We start from the raw sequence: 26,999 nt of genomic DNA on the forward strand, positions 1-26,999 counted from the left end.
CTTTTCAGGCGGTTAACTGTCTCAATCGCCATACGTCGCGCGGCGGAGACACTGCCGCGCGCTTCGCGCGCGCGTGTAGTCTCGCCGCCACGATGCGCAGTCCGTCGGCCACCGTTCGTCCAGGGCGCCATTGATATCGACTCGATCACAGCGGGAATGTGAGGCGCTTCACGCAATGCCGCGATGCTCTGCCAATGTGTCAGCAGAATCAGGGAATATCGCGCTCGCTTGTGACTCGCTTAACGGATCGCGAAATATGTCGCGTCGAAGATGGCGCCCGCCGACCGCAGCGCATCGCCTGCAATCATTTTTGTCGATCGATGCGACCAATCCGGAGTAACGCTTCAATGAGTCATCAGGCGCAAGACGCGTCGAATCGAGCCACCGTGCGCAACGGCGCCGCGGTGCTCCTCATGAGCGCCATTGCGGCTTTGCTGAGCGGCTGCGACAGCGGCAGCGGCGGCACCGATGTGACCATCGGCAGTGGCCAGAACATGGATCCCGTGACACTGGATTTCCCGGTGTTCTATGTGAAGCGGCCGGTGCCCGATCCTGAAGACGACGAACTGGCGAACGCCGACGCGCGCGAGCTGCTGCGCTTCGAGATCGGCGCCGATCTGTTCATGCGCGATCGTGCTTCCACTTCCGCGCCGGAAGTGAACCTGACGGGCGAGCTCACCGAGGGCCTGGGCGACATCCGCGACGTCGACGTGAATTACGACGGCACCAAGGTGGTGTTCTCGATGCGCGCGCAGTTCATCGAAAACGCCGACGAGGAAGATCAACCCACCTGGAACATCTGGGAATACGACGTGCCCAGCCGCCAGCTGCGCCGGATCATCCAGTCCGATATCGTGGAGGAAGAAGGCCACGACATCATGCCGCACTACCTGCCCGACGGCAGGATCGTGTTCAGCTCCACCCGTCAGCAGCGCTCGCGCGCCATCCTGCTCGATGAGAACAAGCCGCAGTTCGCGGCGCAGGACGAGAACGACAACGAGCCCGCGTTCGTGCTGCACGTGATGGACGAGGACGGCACCAACATTCAGCAGATCTCGTTCAACCAGAGCCACGACCTGGATCCGGCGGTGCTCGCCGACGGCAGGATCGTGTTCACGCGCTGGGAACATCACATCGACGACAACCAGTTCGATCTGTACACCGTCAATCCCGACGGCTCGGATCTGCAGCTGCTGTACGGCGCCAACAGTCATCAGACCGGCTCTCCCACGCCGCCGCCAAACAGCACGCCAAGCGTCATTCAGTTTCTGAGTCCACGCCCGCTGCAGGACGGCCGGACGCTGGCGCTGATCCGCCCGTTTCAAGGCACGGGTGAAGGCGGCGATCTGGTGTTGATCGACACCAATACCTACGTCGACAACACGCGCGCCGCCACAGCCGCCAACATCGGAATGACCGGCCCGGCGCAGACACGCGCACTGCCTACCGATGTGCGCACGATTCCAGGACCTTCGCCTGGCGGCCGGTATCGCACGGCTCAGCCATTGTTCGATGGCACCGGACGGCTGCTGGTCAGCTGGTCGCAATGCCGCCTGATCGAAGACAACCGCATCGTTCCCTGCACCAGCGAACGCTTGCAGAACCCCAACGCCGTCGAAGCGCCGCCGCTGTATGGCATCTACGTGTACGACACGCGCGAAAACACTCAACGGCCCATCGTCGTACCGCAGGAAGGCTTTATCTACACCGAAGTGGTCTCCGGCTCGCAACGCACGCTGCCACCGGTCATCCTCGACCGCGTGGCCGGCGTGGACTATCCGCAGCAACTGGAGGATGAAGGCGTCGGCGTGCTGAACATTCGCAGCGTCTATGACATCGATGGCGTGGACACCGCCCCCGGTGGCATTCAGACAGTGCGTGATCCGCTGAACCCGGGCTATGCCACGCGGCCTGCGCGTTTCCTGCGGGTCGAGAAAGTGGTTTCGATTCCAGACAACGACACGCGCAACTTCTCAGCGACGGCCTTCGGTCCGAACCGCTCGCTCGGCATGCGCGAGATCCTGGGTTATGCGCCCATCGAGCCGGACGGCTCGGTGAAGGTCAAAGTCCCCGCCGATGTAGCGTTTTCGATCAGCGTGCTGGATGCGGCTGGCCGTCGTCTTGGCGGCGCGCTGGGCGGACGTCACACCAACTGGCTGCAACTGAAGTCGGGTGAGCAAGTGACTTGCAACGGCTGCCACAACGGCAACCCGACGCCGCCAGTGGCGCATGGTCGCAAAGGCATGACGGATTCGGTGAACCCCGGCGCGCCCACCACCGGCAGCCCTTTCCCGAACACCAATCCGGCCCTGTTCGCCGACGCCGGCGAAACGATGGCCGAAACACGCGCCCGCGTCATGTGCGGCGGCGCCTGCTCGCTCAGCGTCGACCTCGCCTTCAGGGATTACTGGCTGGCGGCCCCGCCGGCGAACAATGAAGTGGATGCGTGTTATGCGTCCGGGCCGAACAACGTACTGATCAACCCGGCGGACACCACGGCGCGCTTCACTTGCGCTAACACATTGCCAACCGGCGCAGCCGCTCCGGTCAATCTGGCCTGCCGCGCCAATCTCACCAGCCTGTGCCGCATCACCATCCACTATGAACAGCACATTCATCCGCTGTGGGGAGTGGACCGGTTCGTCGATCGCGATGGTGTCGCCGGACCGGATCTGGACCCGGTGACCAACCAGCCCATCAACAACAAGTGCAACAGCTGTCATGCGCCGGTAACCACGGCTGGCATGGTGGCCCCGGCGGCGGGCCAGTTGAATCTCGCCGACGGTCCGTCCGAAGCGCAGCCGCTGCATTTCAATTCCTATCGTCAGCTGCTGTTCGCGCACCGCGCGCAGCGAGCGAACGACGCCAATACGGCGCTCGAGGACATCTGCGATCAGTTCCAGGTGGATCCGGTGACCATGGTGGAAACCTGCGTCGCCTTCCGTCAGGTGCCGCCGACCATGAGCGCCGGCGGCGCGCGTGCGTCCTCACGCTTCTTCGACAAGATGCAAAGCACCGGTGGCACGATCGACCATAGCGACTTTATGTCACCAAGTGAGTTACGCTTGCTGTCCGAATGGTTGGACATCGGCGCGCAGTATTTCAACGACCCGTTCACCGCCCCGGAGAATTGATGTCTCGGTCGCTCACGCCGCTTACGTGCCTATGGATTCTGTTGCTGTTCGCGGCGGGGGCCCACGCGGATGACCAGAGCAAGGACTCGACCGACGATCGGTTCGAGCCCGATGCGCACAAGATCCTGATCGCCGACCCGTTCATCGAGCTGCACACCGGTCCGGGTCGCGGCTATCCGGTGTTTCATGTCGTAGAGCGCGGCCGCGAAGTGCAACTGGTGAAGCGCCGCACCGACTGGTTTCAGCTGCGCACCGATCAGGGCGTCGAAGGCTGGGCGCCGCGCGAGCAGATGATCGCGACCCTCGAGCCCACCGGCGAGCCGCTCGATCTGCAGGAACCGGCGCGCGAGAACTATATGAGCCGCCGCTGGCAAGGCGGCATCATGGGCGGCGATTTCGACGGCGCGAGCGAGGTGGCCCTGTTCGGCGGTTACGCGTTCAGCGACAACCTGTCGATCGAGCTCACCCTCACGCACATTCTCGGCGAGTTCTCCAACGGCTACAGCGCCACCCTCGGGCTGATGCATCTGTTCGCGCCGGAGTGGCGGCTGTCGCCTTACTTCACGCTCGGCACGGGCATTCTGTACACCGAGCCGAAGTCGAACCTGGTGCAGTCCATCGATCGCGACGACCAGATCGGCTACGTCGGCGGCGGCCTGCAGTTTTATTTGACGCGTCGTTTCATGTTGCGCTCGGAATATCGCCACAACATCGTGTTCACGAGCCGCAACGATAACGAGGAAGTGGACGAATGGAAGTATCTCGGTTTCGCGTTCTTTTTCTGAGCCTGCTGGCCGTCACGGTACTGCCAGGGTGCTCCATGATGGGTGGTCGCGATGATGACCGCCCCGAAGCCGTTGCGCCCGCCGCGAATGCCCAGCCGGTCACCGGCGAGCCGGATCAGCGGCCCATCATCGATCCACAAGTGGAGCGTCGTGAGATCCGACGCGCGCGCATCGATACGGAAGATTTCGAGCTCGGCGCCTACGTCGGCGTGCTGAGCATCGAAGATTTCGAAAGCAACGTGGTCTACGGCGCGCGGCTCGCGTATCACCTCACCGAAGATTTCTTTCTGGAAGGTACGCTCGGCCAATCGCGGGCCGGACGCACCAGCTACGAGAATCTGTCCGGCTCGGCCGATCTGCTCGACGACGACGATCGCGACTACACCTACTACGCGCTGTCGATGGGCTGGAACGCCCTGCCCGGCGAAATCTTCGTCGGCAAGAACCGCGCGTACAACAGTGCGTTTTATCTGATCGCCGGCATCGGCAGCACCACGTTCGCCGGCGACGATCGCTTCACCGTGAACGGCGGCTTCGGCTACCGCGTGCTGCCGGCGGACTGGATAGCGGTGCACTTCGACGTGCGCGACCACATCTACGACATCGACATCCTGGGCGAAAAAAAGATCGTCAATAATCTAGAAGCGCATCTCGGTTTGTCGATTTTCTTCTGAGCGACGATATCTCCTGGGACATTGTTTTGTCACAGCTGTCATAGAGGATCGTCACTGATGTCGATGGGCAAATGGATTCGCGCGGCGGCGCTGTGCGGCGCGCTGGTCGCGTCTTCGCTGGTGAGCGCCAGCTCCAGCGTCGCTCCCAACTTCACCCTGCCGTCGCGAGCTGGCGACAATGTGTCGCTGGAACAGCTCAAGGGCAAAGTGGTGATGCTGAACTTCTGGGCCAGCTGGTGCGGTCCGTGCCGCACCGAGATGCCGCTTCTCGAACAGATGCACAAGCGCTACAGTGCGCTCGGCTTCACCCTGGTGGGCGTGAACGTGGAAGCGAACACGGCCGACGCTGAACGCTGGTTGCAGGACACGCCGGTGTCCTTCCCGGTGCTGTTCGATCGCGACAGCAAGGTCAGCAAGCTGTACGACGTGAACGCCATGCCGAGCACGGTGTTCATCGATCGCAAGGGCAACATCCGTTATCTGCACAAGGGCTACAAGCCCGGCGACGAAGGCGAGTATCTGAATCAGATCCGCGCCTTGCTGAAAGAGTAGTAGAGGTCCCCCGTGGCAAAAGGAATCGCGGTCAAGTTGGCGCTGGCAATAGCGCTGGTGTCTGGCCTCTCCGCCTGCGGCAACATCGAGCCGTGGGTGAAGCCCTACGAGCGTCAGCAGCTGGCCGATCCCATCATGGTCGCGAATCCTCATCCCATCTCGTCCGCCTATATCGATCACGTTTGGGAAGCTCGTGAGGGCGCGCGTGGCGCGCTCGGCGGTGGCGGCGGCGGTTGCGGTTGTAACTGAGACGACGCATGACCTCGCTGTTCGCAAAGTTCTCGATGCGTGTGCTGAGCGCGGCCGCCGTGTTCGCACTGCCGGTCGGCGCAGTGGCTGCCGTGCTGCCGGACGATCGCGCCGACGCGCTGTATCACCGCTACGAAGGCGGCGGCGTGACCATTCAAGGTCCGTCGGTGCTGGTGCGCAAGAAGATGGCGGAGAAGTACGCCGTCAGCGCCAACTACTACCAAGACATGATCACCAGCGCCTCCATCGACGTCGAAGTGAGCGGCGCGAGTGAATATAAGGAAGAGCGCGATCAATACAGCCTGGGCTTCGAGTATCTGCGCGGCAAGACCACATACAACCTCGGCTACACCAACAGCGAAGAAAACGACTACGAAGCCAACACTGCCAGCTTCGGCCTCAGCCAGGATCTGTTTGGCGATCTGACCACCATCACCATGGGGTTCTCGCGCGGCTCGGACAAGGTGCGCAACTCCACCGATCCGAGCTTCGAGGAGGACATCGATCGCTGGAGCTATCGGGTCGGCGTGTCGCAGATCCTGACCAAATCGCTGATCAGCTCGTTGAACTTCGAAGTGATTACCGACGAAGGGTTCCTGAACAATCCCTATCGCTCGTATCGGTACGTGAACCCGACCGACCCTCGTTTGTTCGTGCTGGAGCAGGAGATCTATCCGCGCACGCGCACGAGCAACGCGGCCGCGCTCAATGCGCGCTACTTCCTGCCCTATCGCGCGGCGGTGTATGGCGGCTACCGCTTCTTCACCGACACCTGGGGCATTCGGGCCGACACGTTCGAGCTGGGGTACATCCATCCGATCCAGCCGCAGTGGACTTTGGAAGCGCGGGTTCGTTACTACCAGCAGGACAACGCGGATTTTTATTCCGACCTGTTCGACCGCGTGAACCAGCAGAACTTCCTGGCGCGCGACAAGGAGCTGTCGACCTTCAACAGCGTCGCGTTCCGTATCGGCGCGAGCTACGAGTTCGCTCAGAGCGGCTGGCGCTTCGTGAAGAGGGGCTCGTTGAACCTGTTCTACGATCGCATCGAGTTCAAATACGACGACTTCCGCGACGCGCGCTTTTCGCGCCTGCCGTCGAGCGATCCCAATTTCCGTCCCGCGGGCAGCGAACCGCTGTACGAGTTCGGCGCCAACGTGATCCAGGCGTTCGTGTCGATCTGGTTCTAGTGCGCCCGAAGTCGCGCCTGTCGGTAGTCACAGCTGTCGCCAGCATCGGCTCGTTGCTGGGCTCGGCGGCTGTCCTCGCCGCTGACGAGTTCGATATCGGAGAGGTCGCAAACCCGGTGCCGCGCGGGCCGAACGTCGATCCGCCGTTCTCGGTTCGCGACCAGAATCCACTGCTTGCCGGCTTCGGCCTGCCAGTCGCCATGCCTTCGCGCAGGGGGCGCGAATTCGGCGCGAGCCTGGATATTTCCTGGGGCAGCACGGCGCTGACGCAGGAAGTCGGCGATGAGGCCGTCCTCCTCGATGCCGAAACGCGCGAAGCGCGCGTGACGCTGCAAGGCCCGCTTTCGGATCGCTTCGCCTGGCAGCTGCAACTTCCCTATCGATACACTGGCGGCGGCAATCTCGACAGCTTCATCGACAGCTGGCACGACTTCTTCGGACTTGCCGAAGGCGCTCGCCCGCTGCTGCCGAGAGATCAAACAAACATCGTGTACGCACGCTTGGGCGCGCGGCAGCTCGACATGCGATCGTCGGCGAGCGGCGTGGCGGATATTCAGGCGGCGCTTGGTTATTCCGTTCTCGATTCGTCCGACACCCACGTCATGACCTGGCTCGCGGTCGAACTGCCCACCGGCGACGAATACAAGCTCACCGGCAACGATGCCACGGATGTTTCGTTGGTGCTGGCGGCCCAACGTCGCCTCGGCCAGCGCTGGGTGGCGTTCGGCCAGGTGGCGGGAAGCTGGCTCGGCGAGAGCGACCTGCTGCCGATCGAGCAACGCGACGTTGTATGGAGCGCGATGGCCGGCGTGAGCGTGCGGACCTGGGGAGGTTTATCGCTGAAGGCGCAGCTCGATGCCCATACGGCGGCTTATGACAGCAAGCTGGACATTCTGAATGAGGCCGTGGTGCTGACCGTGGGAGGTCACATCCGGTTTCCCTTTGGCCAGCTCGATCTGGGCGTCAGCGAGGATCTCGCGGTCGAGCACTCGCCCGATGTCGTGTTCCTGATCGGCCTCAAGCAGGCTTGGTAGGCGGAGCGCGCTCAGCGCTCCAGCGTCTCGCACACCGCTTTCAACACCGTCAGTCGCGCTTGTTTCTTGTCGTCCGCGCCGACAATGGTCCACCTCGCATCGTCCGCGTCGGTGCGCTGTATCATTTCCGCGGCGGCTGATTGATAGGCGTCGTAATAGCGACGGTTCGTCCAATCCTCGCGATCCACTTTGAAACGTTTCAACGGATCTTCGTCGCGAGCCTTGAAGCGGCGCAACTGTTCTTCCTTGCTCACGGACAGCCAAAACTTCGCCACGAGCAAACCATGCTCGGTGAGCTGGCGCTCGAACTCGACGATCTCCGCATAAGCGCGCTGCCAGTCCGCTTCGGGCGTGATACCGCGAACGCGCTCTACCAGCACACGCCCATACCAGGAGCGATCGAAAATGGCGATCGTGCCCTTGGGAGGAATGTGACGCCAGAAGCGCCACAGATAGGGATATAACAACTCTTCAGGTGTCGGCGCGGACACCGGCACCACTTGATACTGTCGCGCATCGAGCGCGTGTGTGATGCGTCGAATCGCGCCGCCTTTGCCAGCTGCGTCCATCCCTTCGAATGCCAGCACCAGCCCATGCTTGGCAAACCGCGACTTGCGCACCAGTCGCGCCAGGCGCCCTTGCAACGTTTCCCGCTGACGCTCGTACTCGTCGCCATCCAGAGTCTGCTGCGGCTGCGACACCGCAAGCCGATGTACCCTGGCCGGCTTCGGCGGCTTTTTGGTTTTGTTCGAGCCGTAAGCTTTCAATCCCGCTGCGATCTCGTCACGCAGCAGCTTGCCCACGGTCAGCAACCGATATTCCTCATCCGTGCCATCGATTCGATGCCAGCGCGCGGCCGAGTGATCGGTGGCCTTCAGACATTGCTCCGAGACGCGCTTGACGCGATCGAAATGTCGGGCCTGCCAGCGATCCTCTTTGGTTACACGCCAGCGCGTGAGCTTGTCGGCTTGCAACTGCTCGAGACGTCGCTGCTGAGTCTCTTCGTCGGTATGCAGATAGATCTTGATGACGCGCACGCGGTCGCGCACCAGCATCTTCTCCAATTGCAGGATCCGCTCGACCGAGCGCTCGTCGTGACGTTTGGACTTGCGGGCCTGCTTGATGACGCCGCCCAGATACTCGCCGTACCAGCCGGCGAAAAAGAATGTCATCCGGCCGCGCGCCGGCAACTTCTGCCAATAACGCCAGAGTGCAGGAAAGCTGCGATCTTCGCTGCCGGGAGCGCCGAGCGCATGCACGCCGATGTGCTTGGGATCGAGCCACTCGAGCAGCTCGTTGACGGTCTCGCTGCGGCCCGCCGCGGGTGTGCCCGCGATGATGATCGCAACCGCGCAGTCTTTGGACGAGTGCAACTTCAGTTGCAGGTCCAGCAGCTCGTCCCGCAGTCTCGGCAGAGTTCGAGCGAACGCGGCCTTGCTGACGCGGGGTGCTGCCATGTTTATTTCCTCGGCCGAGCCTTGCCGCGTGCCGCTGCTTTGCGAGCCGGCACTTGTTGCGTGATGCAGTGGATGTTTCCGCCGCCGAGCAGAATCTCGCGCGCCTGCACGCCGATGATGCGGCGGTCAGGAAATATCTTCTGCAACGTGCGAGTCGCGGCGCCATCCTGCTTGGGATCGAGCAGCGGCATCACGATGGTTGAATTGCCCATGTAGAAGTTGACATACGACGCCGCCAGCCGCTCGCCGGTTTTGCGAGTCGCGCCGCCGCTCTCCGCCACATCGACGTCGAGCGACTCCTGATGCGTGCGCTTGAGCGGCCCCGGCTGGTGCAGCTTGTGCACTTTCAGGCGCCGGCCTTGCGCATCTCGCGCTTCCATCAAGCGCTCGAAGGCATCCTGCGAGACCTGATATTGCGGGTCGCGTTTGTTGTCGGTCCACGTGAGCACGACCTCGCCCGGGCGCGCGAAACAACAAAGATTGTCGACGTGGCCGCTGGTCTCGTCGTCGATCACGCCCTTGCCGAGCCAGATGACGCTGGTGACGCCGAGATATTCGTGCAGCAGGATCTCGATCTGGCCCTTGTCGAGCTGCGGATTGCGGTGTGGGCTGAGCAGGCATTCTTCGGTGGTGATCAAAGTGCCTTCGCCGTCGACGTGGATGGCGCCGCCTTCGAGCACCAGTGGCGCGCGATAGCGATCGCAGCCTTCGATCTCCAGCACCTTGCGGGCGACCAGATCGTCCTGATCCCATGGAAAATATAAACCGCCTGCGATGCCGCCCCAGGCGTTGAACACCCAGTCCACCCCTCGCAGCTCGCCGCGCTTGTTCACGACGAAGGTCGGGCCGACATCGCGCATCCAGGCGTCGTCGCTGGAGAGCTCCACCACCCGGATCGCATCGGGCAGCATGGACCGGGCCTGTACGAACTGCGCGCGAGAGGCGCCGACCGTAACGGGCTCGGCGGTGGCGATTGCAGTGGCAACGGCGGCGAAGGCCTTTTGCGCCGGCTTGGCGCCCAGCCGCCAATTGCTCGGCCGCTCCGGCCACAGCATCCAGCAGCCGTCGTGAGCCTCGAATTCGGCCGGCATATGGAAGCCGTCGGCCGCCGGCGTGGTGTCCAGAGTTCTTGTCATCCGACCATGGTAACCAATGCGCGCTTACAAAACCCGGGATCGGGCATCCTGCCACGACCCTCGCGCGAGTCGAAAGGCGTGACTTTTGCCTCTCGCCGCCGCCTGTGGCGGCGGGGTACATCCATGTACCCAGGCATTGGATCGCATTGTTGTCATCCGCGGCGTCGCGGCCGGCGAGCTATCAACGGCTCAAGGTGTACTCGGCCGAGCAGTAGGGGCACTTGGCCCAGCCGGTCTTTTCGATGGGCAGGAACACCTTGGGATGCGAGTTCCACAGGTGCATGCCGGGCATCGGGCACGACAGGGGCAGGTCGGCCGCGGTCACGGTGTACTGGTTCTGGGCGTTGGGCTGGATCAGTTTGGCGGCGGGTTCTGTCGTCATGGCAAACATCGCAAACACGTCAGAGGGCGGATTATCGCAGATCGCCCGCCTCGCGCATGACCTCTTGCCAAACTTCCACGACGCCGCGCCGCTCCTCCACGAATTCCGTGTCGCCGACCACGTTTTTGGCGCCGTCCAGGGCCAGCCGATGCAGCCGCTGGCGGTATTTGCGGTAGGTATCCACCAGGAAGTCCACCCTCGCCTGCGGCACCAGATTGCCCGAGCCCAGGCTTTCCAGCTGCCGGATGTTATCCGAGAACGTGACGATCTCCGGATAGCGGTCCGCCCATTCCAACATCCAGTACTGCACCAGGAATTCCAGGTCGGCGACGCCGCCGGCGTCCTGCTTGAGATCGACCTGCCCCGGCCGCGCCTTGGACAGATTGTCCCGCATGCGCTGGCGCATCTTGCGCACTTCGTCCTTCAGGCCTTCGCGCTTGACGGCCTTGCGCAGCACATCGATACGCGCCTGTTCGAATTGTTCGCAGACACGCCGATCGCCGGCGATCGCTCGAGCACGCAGCAGCGATTGATGCTCCCAGGTCCAGGCCTCGTGAAATTCATATTCGCGAAATGCAGCGAGCGACTGCACCAGCAAGCCGCGATTCCCGCTGGGTCGCAAGCGCGTGTCGACTTCATACAACCGACCCGAGGCGGTGTGCACAGTCAATAGATGCACCAGTCGTTGACCTAGACGCTGGAAGAACACGGTGTTCTCCACCGATTGCGCGCCATCGGTCTTTTGCGATTCGCCGCTCGAATCGTGCAGGAACACCAGATCCAGATCGGAGCCATAGCCCAGCTCCAGTCCCCCCAGCTTGCCGTATGCGACCACGATCATGCTGGCCGTGCGGGACTCGCCCTGCTCGTCCACATAACGCGGCACACCGTGTTTGTGCGTGATCTGCGCCCAGGCCAGCGACAACGCCTCTTGAACGATGAGCTCGGCGATGTCCGTCAACCGATCACTCACCTTCATCAGCGGCAGGCCGGCGGTCAGGTCCGCCACGGCGACTCGGAACGTGGCCGCGCCTTGAAACTGCCGAAGGATTTCGACCTGTCGTTCCGGGTCCTCCTGCTGCATACGGCCGCGCGAGGCGGCAAGATCGATGGCGAATTGCGCTCGGGACGGCGCTTCTTCCACGAAACGCTCGTCGATCAACTCATCGAGCAGCAGCGGTTGAGCCGCGATCTGATCGGCAAGGAACTGGCTTCGAGCACACAACTCCACCAAGCGCCGCAAGGCCGCGGCATTCTCGGTGAGCAAGGCGAGATAGACGGTGCGCCCGCCGATCATTTCAAAGATGCGCAGGATGCGAGCGAGCGTCGCAGTGGCTACGCCAGTCGACGACAGCATCGGCAGAATGCGAGCCAGCAGCTCGCGCAGCCGCCGGCGACCCGTTTCATCCAAGCGGCGGTAGTAGGCGCTGGTGCGCAGTTCCTCGAGCCGCGCATTGATCGCCTCCGACTCTGCTACGCCGCAGCTCTCCAGCATGCGGGCACGCTCGGTCGCGTCAGCGTCCACATCGAATGTTTCCACGGCATGACCGAGGCCATCGGTACGCTCGGCGGGACCGAACACCGTCTGGGTGAAATAGCGTTCGACCCGCTGCCGGTGAGCGCCGGTGATCGCAACCAGCTCGTCCCAGCTGCCAACATTCATCGCGAACGCCAGTCGCTGGCGCGCTTCGGCATCCTCGGGCAGTTGATGGGTCTGTTCATCGTTCCATTGCTGCAACCGATTCTCCAGCACGCGCAGATACTCATACGCGGCTTGCAGTTCCTGCACGGCGCCCTCACGCAGCAGTCGCTGGCCCACCAGCTGTGGCAGAATGATTCGGAGCTCCTTGCCCTGCAGCCGGCGATCGCTGCCGCCGCGAATCAGCTGAAACGCCTGCACGATGAATTCGATCTCGCGTATGCCGCCAGGGCCAAGCTTGATGTTGTCCTTCAACTCGCGCCGTTCGACTTCACGCGCGATCATCGCCTTCATGTCGCGCAACGACTCGAATACGCTGAAGTCCAGATAGCGCCGGTAGACGAACGGTCGCAGCACCTCGTCATATAGCGACGGGAACTGCTCGGTTGATGTGAGGGCGCGCGCTTTGACATACGCGTAACGCTCCCAATCGCGGCCGTGTTGCTGCAGATAGTGTTCGAACGAGGCGAAGCTCAATGCCAGACGGCCGCTATCGCCGAACGGTCGCAGACGCAGATCGACGCGGTAAACGAAGCCTTCGACGGTCGGCGTCGCCAGCTGTTGCACGATTTTCTGGCCGAGGCGCAGAAAGAACTCGGCGTTGTCGATGGCGCGGGCGCCGTCGGTCTCGCCGTCCTCCGGATACAGCAGGATCAAGTCGATGTCGGAGGAAAAGTTCAGCTCGCCGCCGCCGAGCTTGCCCATGCCCAGGATCATCATCGGCTGCGCTTCGCCGCTCTCCGCGCCGCGCGGCGTGCCGTAGCGAGCGACCAGCGCGGCGTACATGCGTCGATACACCAGATCGATACAAACATCCGCCAGCTTCGATAGATCGTGCAACGTCTCATCGAGGGTGGCCCAGCCGGCGATGTCTCGCCACGCGATCCGAACCATGTTTCGTCTGCGGAAGCGGCGCAGGAACTCCATCAGGTCGGCTTCCGAATCGCTACCGAGCTCGGCGCCAACGCGAGCTTCGATTTCTTGCGCGAGCCAATCGGCGGGCGCGCGCTCGAACAGTTGTCCATTCGCGATCAGATCCGACAGCAGCGCCGGCGAGCGAATGCAACTCGTCGCGACAAACTCGCTGCAAGTCCACACGCGCGGCAATGATTCGACCACGCGCTTGTCTTCGAGAATGGGACCCCAGATCTCGGGATTGTCCTCACGCGCGGCGGCCAGACGTGCTTCGGTCCTGGCGAGAAGCTGCTGGGCCGTGTCGGATATCGCTGTTGTCATGGCGGCAAGTGTACGGAACTTTTCGGGATTGCTGTCATTCGCCGACACTCCCTCCGCATTTGGACATGAACCCTCCCGTCATTCCGCACGTTTATATGTAAGTGAAGCAGGTCATGCCTGTGTAGAAGTGGAGGTAAGAATGTACGCACCAGGTACTGCGAGCAAGGACGGCATTCTGTCTCGAAGCGGCCCGGCGCTGGCCGTGATCGGTATTCACATCCTGATCATTTACGGCCTCGCTGCCACCATGGGCGTAGTGAAGGTTCCTCAGTTCGCCGCGCCGATCGAAGCGGTGTTCATTCCGGAACAGACCGAGAGCGAACCGGAACCGCCGGTGCCGGTGAAGCCGGAAATCGATCAGGTGGTGCCGACCGAGCAGCCGATGCCGGAGATCCAGTTCGATGAACCTGTGGCGCCGCCGACGGAAACGCCGATGCCAGCTTCCGAGAATGCGATCGCCGCGACGGCGGCGACCGGTGCAGTGGCGCAGGACCTCAAGACCAGCAATCGAGTCGAGCCGACCTATCCTTCGTCTTCGCGACGCGCGGGCGAGGAAGGTACGGTGCGCTTAAAGGTGCTGGTGGACGAGAAGGGTCGTCCGCGTGACGTGGCGGTCGCCACCAGCAGCGGCTTCGCTCGGCTCGACCAGGCCGCAATGGAAGCCGTGCGGAAGTGGCGCTTCGTTGCCGCGACCGATGGCACCAATCCGATCAGCGCCTGGACGCACGTCGCCATTACCTTCCGTCTGACGACGGGCTGAGCGCGAAGTCGGTTCAGTAACAGCATCGCAGGCCGGCGCCATGCCGGCCTGCTTCTTATTGGGCGCGAGTTTCGAAACCTGAATCTCGGACCTTCGGACTCGCGGCATTTTCCTACGCGAATATTTGAGCCTCGTCACACCGGCCGCGAACTCATCTGCCTAGTCTCGGTCGCAAGGAGAGCGGGTCGACAAGCTTTCCAAGTCCGCAGACAGCGGACAGGCCCTGGCGATTGAAGCTTCAGGCTTCGCCCTAAAGCCTATCCCGCCCGGGCATGCGACCTTCTCAAGCATCGAAGTCGAGGGTGACCATGCGCGTGCAAACTGCCTCTTTGCCTGCTGCCAGCAACTTCCCTAAGAGCGCTCTCAAGCTGGCGCTGCTGGCGGGCGCAATGTCGGCGGCGGCACTGATCGGCAGTCAACGCGCCGAGGCCGACTCGGCCCTGTGCGGCACCGGCGCCAAATGCGGCCCGCATCTTTCCTCGCCCGCGTCGGATCAGCACTTCTTCCGCTTCTCCATAGCGCACGACCAGGCCGCTCAACACGAAATGTCGTTGCGTCGGACTGAAGTGTCGCCCAAGGACTATCCTTCGTTCAGCGGCGTCGGCGTGATCTCCTGTAACGTCGGCGGCAAGCAGCGCACCTCGACCGCGTTCCTGGTCGGCGCTTTCGATCTCGGTGTCACGGTGGCCCACACCTTCCAACGGACCTCCAGCGGCGAGGAGCCCACCGACTGCACCTACAACAGTCTCGACTCGCTCGGCCAGGTGCGTGAGCGCATCCCGGTGTCGTATGTGAAATCGCAGTGGGATGAAGCGGGCGCGGCCGGTCAGCTCAGCAAGGACCTGGCCGTGGTGCGTCTGAGCAAGCCTTCGCGATACGCGCAGCGGACGCTGCCACTGGGCCGCTTCTCGGGCGCCGCTGTGTCGGCCATGCTGGTCGGTTACAAGAGCGACATCGACTCCGACAGCGTCAAACGGAAGGCGCGCGGCATGGTGTATGAGCGAGATGCGAACGGCATCGTCAGCGCCAGCGCAGGCGGCTTCACTCACGACATGGACTCGCGAGACATCGCGCCTGGCGCCCCGGTAATCGACGAGTCCACCGGTGTGATCATCGGCATTCACGCGCACTCGGCGCGCAACACCATGATCACCATGAACGACTGGCTGGAGTCGACTCTGCGCAGCGAAATGAAACAGCCGAGCGAGCCTGAACAGCAGCGAGAAGCGCGCGCAAACTAATCACCGCTTCAACCTTTTGCCGGGGCGCCGCGCGAATTCTCGTGGGCGCCCCTTTTTATTTCCGGCAGCGCCGCAGGATCGGAAGTGACGCCGGATGGCGACGGGAACCGACCGTGTAGTCCTTTCGTTTAAGCTTTGTCCTACACACTGCGCGTGATTGTCGGCGCAGAACGACAGGAGAGATCAATGAACAAATCGTTGGTGACAGGTCTGGTCATCGGCGCGGCGGTCGTAACGACCGGTGCGGCAGTTGCCAATCTGGATATCTTCGATCGCAGCCCGAAGTTTGCCGAAGTGCTCAAAGTGGACGCCGTGAAAGAAACGTTTCGCACTCCGCGGGAGGTTTGCAGCGATCACGTCGTCACGCATACCGCGCCGGTCAAGGACGAGAAGCGCATTGCTGGCACCGTCATCGGTGCGGTAGTCGGCGGCGTGCTCGGCAATCAGGTCGGCGATGGCAGCGGGCGGAAGATCGCGACCGCCGCTGGCGCCGCAGCGGGCGGCTATGCCGGAAACAAGGTCCAGCAGCGTATGCAGAACGGGAACACGTACACCACCACCGAAAAACGTTGTGAGACTGTGTACGACAGCAACGAAAAGATTGTCGGCTACGATGTGCGCTATCGCTTAGGCGATCGGGAAGACACCATCCGTATGGACCGCGACCCGGGACCGCGTATCCCGGTGGAAAACGGACAGTTGCAACTGGCGGCGAACTAAAGCCGTTCCAGGACGTTTATTTATCGGCGTTGGCGGTAGGCGGAACGAATGGCAGGTGAGAGTATAAAGAGGAGATCCTTTCCTCCCACCTCTTAACCGGTCGTTCCACCGTCTCACCGCTGACCCCATGACCCAGCTCACCGAGTTGTTTCGCGCCAGCGAGCGCATTCTCGTCTTCAGCGGTGCGGGCATCAGCACCGAATCCGGCATCCCCGACTTCCGCAGCCCGGGCGGCGTGTGGAGCAAGATGCAACCCATCTATTTCCAGGACTTCGTCGCTTCCGAATCGGTGCGACGTGAAGCCTGGCGTCGACGCTTCAGCAATGCCGATGGCTGGGTCGGCGCCAGGCCCAATCGCGGCCACTACGCCGTCGCCGAGCTGATTCGATCCGGTCGCGCCCGGGCGGTGGTAACGCAAAATGTCGACAACCTGCATCAAGAGTCTGGCGTGCCCGAAGAGCAAGTCATCGAACTGCACGGCAATTCGACGTACGCCAAATGTTTGAAGTGCCAGACTCGCCTTGAGCTGGTCGACATCGAACGCGAGTTTCAGGAGTCCGGCACGGTGGGGCCGTGCAAGCATTGCGGCGGCATCGTCAAGTCCGCCACCATTTCCTTCGGCCAGCAGATGCCCGAGCTGCCCATGCGGCGCGCGCACGCGGAAACCCAGGCGTGCGATTTGTTCCTTGTGCTGGGCTCCTCGCTGTCCGTCTTCCCGGCCGCCGACTTCCCGGTCCGCGCCAAACAACGGGGCGCCACTCTCGTCATCATCAACCGCGACCCCACGCCGCTGGACGGCATCGCCGACCTCGTCATCCACGACGGGATCGGCGACACCATGGAAGCCGCCCTGGCGGACCTGCGCTGACTACTTCGCGCCCTGCAGATAATCCACCGCGACTGACGCCAGGGCGCGGGTGGCGAAGCTGAGGCTGGGCTCGTCGATGTAGAACAACGGCGAGTGGTTGCTGGGAGCGGCTAGGGCGTCCTGGCCGGGAGGGGTGACGCCGACGTAGAAGAACACGCTGGGAATCATGTCGGCGTAATAAGCGAAATCTTCCGAGCCGGTGATCAACGGCAGCACCACCACGCGGTCGTCGCCAGCAACGCGCTTCAGCGACGGCAGCACGCGCTGCGTGAGCTGCGGGTTGTTCATCACCACCGGATTGTTGCCGGGGCTGAACGCAACCTTGGCCTGCGCGCCGCTGGAAGCAGCCACGCTGGTCGCGGTGTGCTCGATGCGCTTCATGATGTCGGCGCGCATGTCCTTGTCGAACGTGCGCAACGTGCCCAGCATCTCGACCTTATCGGGAATGATGTTGTGACGAACGCCGCCATCGAACTTGCCGATGGTCACCACCGCCGGCAGCTCCGTGATATCGATCTGACGGCTGACGATGGTCTGCAACCCCATCACGATCTGCGAAGCCGCGACGATGGGATCCACTCCGGACCACGGCCGCGAACCGTGCGATTGCCGGCCGAGCACCTCGATGCGGAACGAATCGGAGGCTGCCATGAAGGGCCCCGAGCGATAGCCCAGCACCCCGCTATTGAGCGTCGAAGTCACATGCAGGCCGAACACTGCCTCAGGCTTGACCTGGTCGAACACGCCTTCCTTGATCATCAGCGATGCGCCGCCCTGCTCGCCTTCCGGCGCGCCCTCTTCCGCCGGCTGGAAAATGAACAGCACCGTGCCCGGCAGATCCTGTTTCATGCCGACCAGCATCTCGGCCACGCCCATCAAGTTGGCGACGTGCGCGTCGTGGCCGCAGGCATGCATGACGCCAACTTTCTTGCCCAGGAATTCAGTCGTCACGGTCGACTTGAACGGCACGTCCACCTGCTCGGTCACCGGCAGCGCATCCATGTCGGCGCGCAAGGCGATCACCGGGCCCGGCTTGCCGCCCTTGAGAACGGCAGTCACACCCGTATGCGCGATGCCGGTGCGCACCGGCAGTCCCAGTTTCTTGAGGTGATCGGCCACCAGCTTCGAGGTGCGGGTCTCGCGATTGCTGAGCTCGGGATGCTGATGGATGTCCCGCCGCCAGTCGATCACCTTCGACTGCACTTTGCTGGCAGCACCGTCGAGTTGCGCGGGTGAGATTTGAGCGCCGGCGGTGGCGGCGCCGAGCATGGCGGTGGCGGCGAGGCTGGTCGGAATCATCCACTTCATAGTTTGTTTCCCGTCGGTATGAACGATGACAAGGCCGCGGTCAGGGAACGACCACGTAGGGCTCGAACTGCGGCGTGACAACCGAGTGCAACTCGGCGCCGCGCGCCTCGATGAACATTACGGGCATGGCGAGCCGAACGGCGAGCTCGCGTCCAGCCTCGACGCCCAACACGTTGAGCGCCGTCGCCCAAGCGTCGGTATGCATCGATGTGGGACCGATGACAACGACCGATGCAAGGCTGTGCTCCACCGGTCGCCCGGTGCGCGGGTCGATAGTGTGCGAGTAGCGATGCCCATCGCGATCATAGTAATGGCGGTACTCCCCCGAAGTCGTCACCGCCGCATCTTTGAGCTGCACGATTGCGTACGGCTCGGGCTCCGCATCGACTGGTTGCTCCACCGCGATCCGCCAAGGCTCGCCACGAGCGTTGTCGCCTCGAGCGAGCACTTCGCCGCCGATATCGATCATGAAATGGCTCACGTGCAGGTCGCGCAGCCGCTGCGCCATCAAGTCCACCGCATATCCCGGCGCGACGCCATTGAGATTCACGCTCAAGGTTGCTTTGGATTTCCGCAGCGCCGGCGGATCGAGCCGCGCCTGCAGCTTGTCGTAACCCACCCGCGCCTTCAGCTCGGCGAGCTGCGCGTCATCAGGCAGATCGACGGGCTCTCCTTCGTCGCCAAAACCCCAAGCCGCCACCAGCGGCCCGACCGTGATGTCGAACGCGCCGCCTGACTGACGACTCACCTGGAGCGCATAGTCCACGACGATAGCGAGGTCGGCGGACACCTCATACCAGTCCGTCGAGAGCGAAGCATTGAATCGCGAGATCTCCGAATCGGGACGGTATCCCGACATGCTTCGATCGATGCGCGCGAGCACTTCATCGGCCGCCCGCCGCAAGGCATTTGCATCGAGGTCGTCGGGAGCCGACACGACTTTGATGGAGTAAGTCGTGCCCATGGTCGGGCCGCTGATAGCGAGCTCTTGCGGAGCGCGCGCACAGCCGGCGGCCAGCAGCGCCAGCAGGGTGATGAATGCCCGGTTCGCTCCAACCACACGCCGCCCCGAGGATGAACAGGCGCGCATGGTAGCAGCAGGCAGGAGAAGCCGCGGCCGGCGGCGACGAGCGTCCGAACGGGAGGAGAACGGACCGCGCGCATTTGCGGTGGCATGCCACCAGCCGCGGCTTCAAATCGATTCGACGTAATCGCGGAAATGGAATCGATTGTCAGCGCGGGCAGCGCTCGGTCCCATTGACCATAAGGTCAGAATCCGTCGCTGGCGTGGGTTCGGGCGGAACATCGGGGTGGGTCGAACCTGCTGCATCGGTGCAGTCGACGGGAGTCGCGGCGGCCGCCGGCGCCACGACGGGCGGAACGACGGCGGAAGGTGTTGCGGCGGGCGCGGGCACCTCTTCCATTGCGGAACGGTTGAGCATCGCCGCCAGCAGAAAACTGCCGCAGATCATCAGCCCGCCGACGACGACACCTCGCTCCACAATGCTCCCTCGCTGACGGGCGGGGGCAACGCTCTGTCGACCGCACTCGTCCGTGCGCAGAGTAGGGGCGGGTCATGCAGCTGTGATGTGTCCTTTCGGGCAGCCACGGCCCCGGCCGCCGCGAATTGCGGGAACCCACTAGCAGAACATCTCAACCAGCCGTCCCTGGAGCGGCAGCCCGCCGTACGTCCGTGCACCGGCATTCGCGCGGCTCGCGGCGACGTGGAGTCACCACGACGAGGCACCCGCGCCCACCCAGGCTCGCGATTCATGAGAACATAGCGCCGGAACTTTACCCGCAGTGCCCGTGCCCAAGCTCGGGATGGCGGGACGCTGCCGCAACTGCGCAGGGACTTCGGTGCACTTCATGGCTTCAACGCAACTTTCAGCTTGGTCGCGATTCATCTTCGGCCGCGGCCCGGCGCGCGCGGCGCTGCTGGCTTCAGTGGGACTCCTCGCCGGCTGCGAGGGCGAAGTCACCATGGATCTCGCCACCGAACTGCCTTCCGATCCGGCCATCACCCAGGTGGTCGCCGACGTCCGCGGCGTGGAATTCACCACCAGCGGCGGCGGCACCGAGACGCTGGAGTTTCGGGATAGCGAGCCCGTCGACTTCATCGCTCTGGCCACCGATAACGGCGTTATGCGGCTGTTCACCGGCGAGGAGTTGTCCGAGGGCAATTACACCGGCGTGCGCCTGCTGTTCGATGAAGATCGCGCCGACGACGCATTCGTCACCACCTCGGACGGCAGAGAGTTTCCGCTGATTCTTGCCGAGAGCGACTATGCGCCGTTGAGCTTCAGCATCGACGACAACGACAGCAGCTCCGATTCGTTCACGTTGCTGCTGGATCTGCGCAAGGCGCTGCGCTTCGATGACGACCGGCGCGAATACACGCTTACCCCCACGATACGCGCCGTGGACACGGAAGATATGAGCCGCATCGACGGCGATATCAGTATCACCTGCCCCGCCGGTGACGACCTGGGTGAAGGGGCCATCTATTTGTTCACCGGCCGGGATGTCACGCCGGACGATATCGATGGCGCAGGCGTGGAGCCGTTCGCCACCACCCCGGTGTTTACGAGCCAGGGCGGCGCTTCGCTCTTTTACTCGCTGCGCTATTTACCTGCCGGCGACTACACGCTCGCGGTCACATGCATCGGCAACGATGAAGACCCGGCGGTGGACGACGATTTGGAATTCCGCAATATCGTCAACATAGATCTGGACGAAGCAGAAACCATCAGGCTCGACCTGCCGTAGGCAGGCGACGGCACGGCCGCGCGGCAAGTTACATACGCAGCTTACGGTTCTCGCCCATCTCCGTGCGTTTGCCGGTCATAGCGGCCTTGGCCACGCCGAACAGATAGGCCGCCTTGCCGGCGGACGTCCAGTACTCGCCGCGCTCGACATGCACTCTCAGCAGCGCGAGATTGGGATCGTCCGGACCATTGGGAAACCAGGGCTTCGCGAACGGCGTCCACAGCTCCTGTATACGCTGCCGATCCTGGACGATATCCGCGGTGCCGGACACCGCTACATACGCATCCTTGCTCGTGTCGGAGAACGCCACGCTGGCGCGCACGTCGTGCATGACTTCGCTCACCTTGGCGGAGTCGATGGCGGTGTAGAACCACAGCTGCCCATCGTTCTCATAAGCCAGCGACGCCAGCGGCCGGGTGTGCAACGTTCCATCCGGCTCGACCGTGGTCACCATGGCGATCCGGATATCCTTGATCAGCTCTCCCAATTTTTCGAACTCGGCTTGCATGGGTCGCTCTCCTGTCCGCACAACATCCAAGCAATCGCGCATGCTAAGCCAAGGTTCCGACACGGCGCATACGGCTGCGGCTTGACGGGCCATTGTCGGCCGCAGCCGTACGCGCGTCGTCCAGTTGCGGACATCAATTGAGCGCCAGGCGCATATACGTTACGCGCGGCTCCCGAACTTGACACGGTGGGGAAGCCATCTCCGCCGCGCGCTCCTCGAAGGCTGCTTCCAACTGCGCCACGCGCATGCGCAGCGCTTCCAGGCGTGTGAGCGACTCATCTAACAAACGCGCGATCACTTGCGCCACATCCGCATGCAGCGGCGAATCACCGTCGTCCGCATACAGCAGCACGCCCCGCAAACACCGAAGCATGGCGTGAATCTGCATGAGCTCGCTGCGCTCCTGCTCGATCAGATCGGCCAGCGAGGATGATGTGATCGCCGTGTCGGTCGGCTCGGCGAGCGGCGCGGGTGAGGAACGGCGGCGACGGCGTGGAACGGAGGGTTCGTCTGGAGCCATGACATTCTCCTGCGTTGGGTCGGACTTGAATCGAGTGAGCCCATGCTACGCAGAGATTTCGCGGCTGTATATATAAACAGCCACGATCGCACATTTTTATTTTGACTGCGCTCCGCGCGCCATCGCGCGCGCAGTCACGCGGAGCGAAGTACCGCGAGCGGGAATCGCGACAATACGTCCGCGAGCCGCATCTCCTCGCCTTGCACACGCGGACGCTCGTCCGTGAACACATCACGCAGCTCTGTCGCAGCTGCTTCGCCGAGCTGCACTCGCGTGTCGCCCCAGACATCGCCCAACGGCAATTCAGAGACGCCTCCCATGAGCCTCGCCGGCCAGCGCGGCACGATCACCACACATTGGCGACCTTCGTGGCTCCTCGCGAAGGCGAACACGTGATCCTTCTTCTCCCCCTCGACTTGTAGTGGCTGATAGCCGCCCAACGCGAACAACGAAGCATCGTCCGCCCGAAGGCGCAACAGCTTCGCGGTCACAAACAACTTGGCCGATGCGCCGTTGCCGTCCGTTAGCAACGTGCCCAGGTCGTTCACATCTGCAAGGGCTTCGAGTTGCACCGCGGCAGCTGCAAAATTCACGGGTGCGCGATTGTCGGGGTCGACCAGCGTAAAGGCCGGCAGCTCCGTGCCTTGATAAAAATCCGGCACGCCCGGCGAAGTGATTTTCAATGCAGTCGTCACCAGAGAATTGATGCGACCGAAGAACGCCACTGTGGGGACGAACGCGGAGAGGTCACGCAGGAAAGCATTGCGCTCCGGATTGTTCAGCAGTTGCGCGATAAACTCGCCGACTGCGGTTTCATAGTCGGCATTGGGATCGATCCAGGACGTGGAGCGTTTCGCTTCGCGCCCGGCTTTGACCATGTACGCCTGCAAGCGCTCGATCAACTGCTCGGTGGCAAGCTCCGGCGACCACAACCCGGCCAGCGTCTGATACAGCAAATATTCGTCTTCGCGATTCGGCGCGGCCGCATCCTCCACCTGCCGACGTTTGTTGCGATTGAGCTGAGACCAGCGCGAGAGGTGCTGCTTCCACAGCTCCGGCAACTCGCTCAGAACCGCGATGCGCGCACGAACATCCTCGCTGCGCTTGGTGTCGTGCGTCGAGGTGGCCAGCATGGAGTGCGGCCACAACTTGGCGCGCTCCAGATTGGCCTGATGCAAGGCCGTCGACGACACTCCGAACCGATTCGGATCTCCGCCCACTTCGTTCAAGCAGATCAGCCGGTTGTAACGGTAGAACGCCGTATCCTCGACCCCCTTGGCCGTGACCGGGGCGGTGACCTGCTGAAATTTCATGGCGAACTCGAGCATGGCCTGGCGATGCGACGGTGAGCGCCCTTCTGCGGCCGTGCCGAGCAGCACGTCACGAAGGAAATCGAACACGCTCACTTCAGCGCCCGTGCTCCGCCGTCGCGCCAGCCCGGTCGCCCAGTGGATGATCCTGCGATCTTCTTCGCCGATGCCGCGCGGCGAGATATAGGTGCGATAAACAGGGAAGCATGCGATGACTTCCCGGATGGCCTCGCGCAACGCCGCCCGGGTGAAATCGGCCGTGTGCCGATCGAGATGCGCGATACGATCCAGCTGCGTCGCCAGCACTTCCACTTCCGCCGCCAGCGACGAACGCATCACCAGCCGCTTGCTCTCGTACATCAGCGTTTCGAACGACGCTTCGTTCTCGGTGAAATGCCGATAGCGCCGGGTCATGCGCGACTCTTCGTCGCCGCACACCAGCCAGGTGGTCTGCAGGGCCGCGTAGTCGTAACCGGTGGTGCCGTGAACCAGCCAGCTTTCCGGCAAGCGCTCGTGCGCGGCCAGGATCTTTTCGGTGACTACATACAAGGGTCGTCGCCCCTGCCCGCCGCCGAAACGCTCCTGCAGCCATTGGAAATATTCCTCCGGATCGTACAGGCCGTCGGAATGATCGATGCGCAGGCCGTCGATGCTGCCGGCGTCGATCAGCTCGAAAATCAGCTGATGCGTGCCCTCGAACACACTGCGCTCGTTCATGCGCAGCGCCGCCAGATCGTTCACGTCGAAGAAGCGGCGATAGTTGATTTCATCGACCGCCACTCGCCAGAACGATAGTCGATAGGCCTGGGCCTCCAGCAATGCATCGAGCGCGTCGAAGCTCTCCGGCTGCTCGGGGTTCCCATTGAGTCTCGCGACACTGTCGTTGATGTGCCGCATGACCTCCGGACTACGCTCGATCAACCGCGCCAGGCGGCGTTTGTGCGCCTCCTTGTCGCGATAGCGAACGGCGACCGCCTCGGCTGAAATATCGTCGCGCGGTGGCAGGTTGCTGAAGCTGTTGAGCAGACTTTCGAAATCGGCGCGATGCGCGTCGTCCATGGGCAACAGCTCTTCAGGCATCGGCTCGGCGAAGATGCGCGCGTATTCGCGAGGATCGATCGGCATCCGATGGTTGAAGTAGCGCACCGAGAAGCTGCCATTGACGGCATCGAACTCGATCTGCAGCTCGCCGCGCTCCAACACCTTGCCGTAGGAGTCGCCAAGCACCGGCACCAGGATGCGATCTCGCATCGAGCGACGCTCCGGCCGCCAGTCGATATCGAAGTGACAGGCATAGCGCGCCGCCGGGCCGTTCTCCAGCACGTCCAGCCAGCGCTCGTTGTCGTCGCCCATCACGCCGAGATGATTGGGCACGATATCCACGATCAGGCCGAGACCGTGCTCGTGCAGGATCTGCACCAGACGATCGAAATCCTCGCGCGTGCCCAGTTCGGGATTGAGCTGAGAATGATCGACCACGTCGTAGCCGTGCATGCTGCCCGGGCGCGCCTTCAGAATGGGCGAGGCATAGACGTGACTGATGCCGAGCCGCGCCAGGTAAGGAGCGATGCGCGCGGCATCGTTGAATGTGAAATCCTTGTTGAACTGCAGCCGATACGTGGCGCGAGGGATGTTGAATTTCGAGCCCGCTTCGGTCGGTACCAACGCGGTCATGGCATGTCCACTGACCAGCGAACTTCCCAAGCGCCTAGTTGTTCGCCGCGCGCCTCCGCGCTGGCGCTGGAATACCAAAGCTCGCCGGCCGACGGCGCCGCTTTCGGCCGGTCGCCGAGATTGGCTTGCAACACCAGCGCCTTGCCGCCCGTCATCGGCCATTTCACCGTGAGCAGACGATCGTCGGTCTGATAGCTGGCGGCGCCGGCACTGATACCCGCCAGCAGCGGCACGATCTTCTGTGCACGCAGGCTCAGCAGCTCACTGGTATATGCCAGCCATTCGCGATGAGGCGAGCGTTCGCGATCCGACTCGTGCAATTGACTTGCGCGGAACGTATCCGGGGCATTGGGATCGGGAATCTGTTCGCGCCGCTCGCCTGCGAATGCACCGAATCCCGCGAACTCGTTGCGACGACCTTCCCTGATGGCCTCGGCCAGTTCGCCCTGGTAGTCACAAAAATACAGGAACGGCTGGACTGCGCCGTATTCCTCACCCATGAACAGCATCGGGATCTGTGGCGACAGCAACAGAATCGCAAGTCCCGCTCGCATGCGCTCCGGTGCGGCCAGCTGGGTGAGCCGGTCCCCGCAGGCGCGATTGCCGATCTGATCGTGATTCTGCAGAAAGCTGACGAACGCGGTGGGATGCAGGTGCTTGCTGGGCTCGCCGCGCTCGTGTTCGTCGGTGGGATACACCTCGCCCTGATATGCAAAACCTTCCGCGAGCACGCGCCCCAGATGCTCGACCGGCCGCTCGGCATAGTTGCGATAGTAGCCGTCGGTCTCGTCGGTGAGCAGCACGTGCAGCGCATGGTGCGCATCGTCGTTCCATTGCGCCACCATCGAGCGACCCTTGATGCCCAGGCGTCGCGCTTCGTTGTGATGATTCTCCAGCACCACATGCACGTGCCGCTGGCTTCCGGGGCCGCGCTGCACCTCGTCCACCAGCTCGTCGATGAAATGCGTTTCGCCATCGTCGAACATGGCGTGCACGGCGTCGATGCGCAGACCGTCGAAGCGGTATTCGTTCAGCCAGTACAGCGCGTTCTGGATGAAAAACTGCCGCACCACTGGATGCGCGAAGTTAATGGCGCTGCCCCAGGGAGTGTGATGCGCGGAAGTGAAAAAGTCCGCGGCATAACGGTGCAGATAATTGCCTTCCGGCCCGAAGTGGTTATAGACCACGTCGAGCAGCACCATCAGACCGCGCCGGTGCGCCTCGTGCACGAAACGTTTCAGATCCTCAGGTCGGCCATAGGCGGGATGCGGCGCATACAGCAAGACACCGTCGTAACCCCAGCCCCAGCGCCCCGGAAACGTATTCAGCGGCAACAGCTCGATGGCGGTGATGCCGATGCGGGCGAGCTCGTCCAGGCGGGAGATTGCGGCGGCATAGGTGCCTTCGCGCGTGAACGCGCCAACGTGCAATTCATACAGCACCGCTTCGGACCATTCACGACCGCGCCATTCGGAATGCGGCCAGGCAAAGCCGCGACGATCGAGCACTTCGCACGGCCCGGCGACGCCTTTGGGTTGAAAACGCGACGCCGGGTCGGGCACGTCGAGCTCGTCATCGATTCGAAAGCGGTATCTCGCTCCAGGCCCGATGCCGCGCGCGAACGTTTCATACCAGCCGTCACGCGTCGCAGTGAACTCCTGCCGTAGCGATCGCCCGTCCCGCGCCGTGACGAGCAGCTCGACGCGCCGCGCGGACGGGGCCCAGAAACGAAACTGAGTGCCGTCGGCGGTGAGCTGCGGACCGAAATGCGACGAGACATCGATGCTCACAAC

General features: G+C 62.9%; 23 protein-coding genes. 12 read left to right on the forward strand and 11 right to left on the reverse strand.

All coding sequences use genetic code 11. The features are described from left to right. Positions 1-347: 347 nt before the first annotated feature. Genes JM946_RS21945 through JM946_RS21975 form a run of 7 tightly spaced genes read left to right on the forward strand, consistent with a single transcriptional unit; the run spans position 348 to position 7,618 of the window. Positions 348-3,134: an HzsA-related protein gene (locus JM946_RS21945; protein ID WP_203169518.1), complete on the forward strand. Its 2,787-nt coding sequence runs from the start codon at positions 348-350 to the stop codon at positions 3,132-3,134. After that, entirely contained in the window at positions 3,134-3,919 is a 786-nt protein-coding gene (locus JM946_RS21950) for an outer membrane beta-barrel protein (protein WP_203169519.1), read from the forward strand. Before JM946_RS21945 ends, JM946_RS21950 begins: the two co-directional genes overlap by 1 nt. Continuing rightward, on the forward strand, positions 3,886-4,593 hold the full coding sequence (locus JM946_RS21955) for an outer membrane beta-barrel domain-containing protein (RefSeq protein ID WP_203169520.1): 708 nt from the start codon (positions 3,886-3,888) through the stop codon (positions 4,591-4,593). Before JM946_RS21950 ends, JM946_RS21955 begins: the two co-directional genes overlap by 34 nt. 57 nt (positions 4,594-4,650) lie before the next feature. Then, positions 4,651-5,145 carry a TlpA disulfide reductase family protein gene (locus JM946_RS21960; protein WP_218043049.1) on the forward strand — a complete coding sequence of 165 codons (495 nt, stop codon included), beginning with the start codon at positions 4,651-4,653 and terminating at the stop codon, positions 5,143-5,145. Positions 5,146-5,157: 12 nt separating this feature from the next. Continuing rightward, positions 5,158-5,394, forward strand: coding sequence for a DUF4266 domain-containing protein (locus JM946_RS31020; protein WP_203169521.1), 237 nt, complete (start codon positions 5,158-5,160; stop codon positions 5,392-5,394). A gap of 8 nt (positions 5,395-5,402) precedes the next feature. Further along, positions 5,403-6,584: a DUF3570 domain-containing protein gene (locus tag JM946_RS21970; protein WP_203169522.1), complete on the forward strand. Its 1,182-nt coding sequence runs from the start codon at positions 5,403-5,405 to the stop codon at positions 6,582-6,584. Continuing rightward, entirely contained in the window at positions 6,584-7,618 is a 1,035-nt protein-coding gene (locus tag JM946_RS21975) for a DUF3187 family protein (RefSeq protein WP_203169523.1), read from the forward strand. The genes JM946_RS21970 and JM946_RS21975 overlap by 1 nt, the downstream gene beginning before the upstream one ends. Positions 7,619-7,629: 11 nt before the next feature. On the opposite strand, the gene pap is transcribed toward JM946_RS21975, so the two are convergent. From pap to glnE, 4 genes are all read right to left on the reverse strand, one after another. Continuing rightward, entirely contained in the window at positions 7,630-9,075 is a 1,446-nt protein-coding gene (gene pap / locus JM946_RS21980) for a polyphosphate:AMP phosphotransferase (protein WP_203169524.1), read from the reverse strand. 2 nt (positions 9,076-9,077) lie between these two features. After that, entirely contained in the window at positions 9,078-10,211 is a 1,134-nt protein-coding gene (gene aguA, locus JM946_RS21985; protein WP_203169525.1) for an agmatine deiminase, read from the reverse strand. Positions 10,212-10,392: 181 nt separating this feature from the next. Then, the gene (locus tag JM946_RS21990; RefSeq protein ID WP_116809467.1) at positions 10,393-10,593 is read right to left on the reverse strand and encodes a zinc-finger domain-containing protein; all 201 of its coding nucleotides are present in this window, start codon (positions 10,591-10,593) and stop codon (positions 10,393-10,395) included. A 31-nt stretch (positions 10,594-10,624) separates the two neighbouring features. After that, on the reverse strand, positions 10,625-13,528 hold the full coding sequence (glnE, locus tag JM946_RS21995; RefSeq protein ID WP_203169526.1) for a bifunctional [glutamate--ammonia ligase]-adenylyl-L-tyrosine phosphorylase/[glutamate--ammonia-ligase] adenylyltransferase: 2,904 nt from the start codon (positions 13,526-13,528) through the stop codon (positions 10,625-10,627). 139 nt (positions 13,529-13,667) lie between these two features. On the opposite strand from glnE, the gene JM946_RS22000 reads away from it, so the two are divergent. The 4 genes from JM946_RS22000 to JM946_RS22015 all read left to right on the forward strand — a co-directional run bounded on the left by JM946_RS22000 (position 13,668) and on the right by JM946_RS22015 (position 17,117). Continuing rightward, positions 13,668-14,288 (forward strand): energy transducer TonB, encoded by a 621-nt coding sequence (locus tag JM946_RS22000; protein WP_203169527.1) that lies wholly within the window; start codon positions 13,668-13,670, stop codon positions 14,286-14,288. Positions 14,289-14,596: 308 nt separating this feature from the next. Further along, positions 14,597-15,529, forward strand: a complete 933-nt coding sequence (locus JM946_RS22005) for a serine protease family protein (protein WP_203169528.1) — start codon at positions 14,597-14,599, stop codon at positions 15,527-15,529. Between the two features lie 186 nt (positions 15,530-15,715). Next, on the forward strand, positions 15,716-16,249 hold the full coding sequence (locus tag JM946_RS22010; protein ID WP_203169529.1) for a glycine zipper 2TM domain-containing protein: 534 nt from the start codon (positions 15,716-15,718) through the stop codon (positions 16,247-16,249). Positions 16,250-16,376: 127 nt separating this feature from the next. Continuing rightward, a complete protein-coding gene (locus tag JM946_RS22015) occupies positions 16,377-17,117 on the forward strand; it encodes an SIR2 family NAD-dependent protein deacylase (protein ID WP_203169530.1) in 741 nt (246 codons plus the stop codon). On the opposite strand, the gene JM946_RS22020 is transcribed toward JM946_RS22015, so the two are convergent. The 3 genes from JM946_RS22020 to JM946_RS30055 form a co-directional block, all read right to left on the reverse strand. Further along, positions 17,118-18,386 carry an amidohydrolase gene (locus JM946_RS22020; RefSeq protein WP_407700590.1) on the reverse strand — a complete coding sequence of 423 codons (1,269 nt, stop codon included), beginning with the start codon at positions 18,384-18,386 and terminating at the stop codon, positions 17,118-17,120. A 79-nt stretch (positions 18,387-18,465) separates the two neighbouring features. After that, a complete protein-coding gene (locus JM946_RS22025; protein WP_218043050.1) occupies positions 18,466-19,515 on the reverse strand; it encodes an FAD:protein FMN transferase in 1,050 nt (349 codons plus the stop codon). A 142-nt stretch (positions 19,516-19,657) separates the two neighbouring features. Then, positions 19,658-19,927 carry a hypothetical protein gene (locus JM946_RS30055; RefSeq protein ID WP_218043051.1) on the reverse strand — a complete coding sequence of 90 codons (270 nt, stop codon included), beginning with the start codon at positions 19,925-19,927 and terminating at the stop codon, positions 19,658-19,660. Between the two features lie 367 nt (positions 19,928-20,294). On the opposite strand from JM946_RS30055, the gene JM946_RS22030 reads away from it, so the two are divergent. Beyond that, positions 20,295-21,194 carry a DUF4382 domain-containing protein gene (locus JM946_RS22030; protein ID WP_203169533.1) on the forward strand — a complete coding sequence of 300 codons (900 nt, stop codon included), beginning with the start codon at positions 20,295-20,297 and terminating at the stop codon, positions 21,192-21,194. Positions 21,195-21,222: 28 nt separating this feature from the next. On the opposite strand, the gene JM946_RS22035 is transcribed toward JM946_RS22030, so the two are convergent. The 4 genes from JM946_RS22035 to treZ all read right to left on the reverse strand — a co-directional run bounded on the left by JM946_RS22035 (position 21,223) and on the right by treZ (position 26,996). Next, positions 21,223-21,702, reverse strand: a complete 480-nt coding sequence (locus JM946_RS22035) for a pyridoxamine 5'-phosphate oxidase family protein (RefSeq protein ID WP_203169534.1) — start codon at positions 21,700-21,702, stop codon at positions 21,223-21,225. A gap of 133 nt (positions 21,703-21,835) precedes the next feature. Beyond that, positions 21,836-22,222 carry a hypothetical protein gene (locus JM946_RS22040; protein WP_203169535.1) on the reverse strand — a complete coding sequence of 129 codons (387 nt, stop codon included), beginning with the start codon at positions 22,220-22,222 and terminating at the stop codon, positions 21,836-21,838. Positions 22,223-22,356: 134 nt separating this feature from the next. Then, positions 22,357-25,206: a malto-oligosyltrehalose synthase gene (treY, locus tag JM946_RS22045; protein ID WP_203169536.1), complete on the reverse strand. Its 2,850-nt coding sequence runs from the start codon at positions 25,204-25,206 to the stop codon at positions 22,357-22,359. Further along, positions 25,203-26,996, reverse strand: a complete 1,794-nt coding sequence (gene treZ, locus JM946_RS22050; RefSeq protein WP_203169537.1) for a malto-oligosyltrehalose trehalohydrolase — start codon at positions 26,994-26,996, stop codon at positions 25,203-25,205. Before treZ ends, treY begins: the two co-directional genes overlap by 4 nt. Between the last annotated feature and the right edge of the window lie 3 nt (positions 26,997-26,999).

The sequence above is a fragment of the Steroidobacter gossypii genome (assembly GCF_016801985.1).
Taxonomy (GTDB): domain Bacteria; phylum Pseudomonadota; class Gammaproteobacteria; order Steroidobacterales; family Steroidobacteraceae; genus Steroidobacter; species Steroidobacter gossypii.

Excerpts from the sequence above, each read along its gene's own strand:
- JM946_RS21945 (WP_203169518.1), top strand. The coding sequence starts at position 348 with ATGAGTCATCAGGCGCAAGACGCGTCGAATCGAGCCACCGTGCGCAAC.
- JM946_RS21950 (WP_203169519.1), top strand. The coding sequence starts at position 3,134 with ATGTCTCGGTCGCTCACGCCGCTTACGTGCCTATGGATTCTGTTGCTG.
- JM946_RS21955 (WP_203169520.1), top strand. The coding sequence starts at position 3,886 with ATGGAAGTATCTCGGTTTCGCGTTCTTTTTCTGAGCCTGCTGGCCGTC.
- JM946_RS21960 (WP_218043049.1), top strand. The coding sequence starts at position 4,651 with ATGTCGATGGGCAAATGGATTCGCGCGGCGGCGCTGTGCGGCGCGCTG.
- JM946_RS21970 (WP_203169522.1), top strand. The coding sequence starts at position 5,403 with ATGACCTCGCTGTTCGCAAAGTTCTCGATGCGTGTGCTGAGCGCGGCC.
- pap (WP_203169524.1), bottom strand. The coding sequence starts at position 9,075 with ATGGCAGCACCCCGCGTCAGCAAGGCCGCGTTCGCTCGAACTCTGCCG.
- aguA (WP_203169525.1), bottom strand. The coding sequence starts at position 10,211 with ATGACAAGAACTCTGGACACCACGCCGGCGGCCGACGGCTTCCATATG.
- JM946_RS21990 (WP_116809467.1), bottom strand. The coding sequence starts at position 10,593 with ATGACGACAGAACCCGCCGCCAAACTGATCCAGCCCAACGCCCAGAAC.
- glnE (WP_203169526.1), bottom strand. The coding sequence starts at position 13,528 with ATGACAACAGCGATATCCGACACGGCCCAGCAGCTTCTCGCCAGGACC.
- JM946_RS22000 (WP_203169527.1), top strand. The coding sequence starts at position 13,668 with ATGTACGCACCAGGTACTGCGAGCAAGGACGGCATTCTGTCTCGAAGC.
- JM946_RS22005 (WP_203169528.1), top strand. The coding sequence starts at position 14,597 with ATGCGCGTGCAAACTGCCTCTTTGCCTGCTGCCAGCAACTTCCCTAAG.
- JM946_RS22010 (WP_203169529.1), top strand. The coding sequence starts at position 15,716 with ATGAACAAATCGTTGGTGACAGGTCTGGTCATCGGCGCGGCGGTCGTA.
- JM946_RS22015 (WP_203169530.1), top strand. The coding sequence starts at position 16,377 with ATGACCCAGCTCACCGAGTTGTTTCGCGCCAGCGAGCGCATTCTCGTC.
- JM946_RS22020 (WP_407700590.1), bottom strand. The coding sequence starts at position 18,386 with ATGCTCGGCGCCGCCACCGCCGGCGCTCAAATCTCACCCGCGCAACTC.
- JM946_RS22025 (WP_218043050.1), bottom strand. The coding sequence starts at position 19,515 with ATGCGCGCCTGTTCATCCTCGGGGCGGCGTGTGGTTGGAGCGAACCGG.
- JM946_RS22030 (WP_203169533.1), top strand. The coding sequence starts at position 20,295 with ATGGCTTCAACGCAACTTTCAGCTTGGTCGCGATTCATCTTCGGCCGC.
- JM946_RS22035 (WP_203169534.1), bottom strand. The coding sequence starts at position 21,702 with ATGCAAGCCGAGTTCGAAAAATTGGGAGAGCTGATCAAGGATATCCGG.
- JM946_RS22040 (WP_203169535.1), bottom strand. The coding sequence starts at position 22,222 with ATGGCTCCAGACGAACCCTCCGTTCCACGCCGTCGCCGCCGTTCCTCA.
- treY (WP_203169536.1), bottom strand. The coding sequence starts at position 25,206 with ATGACCGCGTTGGTACCGACCGAAGCGGGCTCGAAATTCAACATCCCT.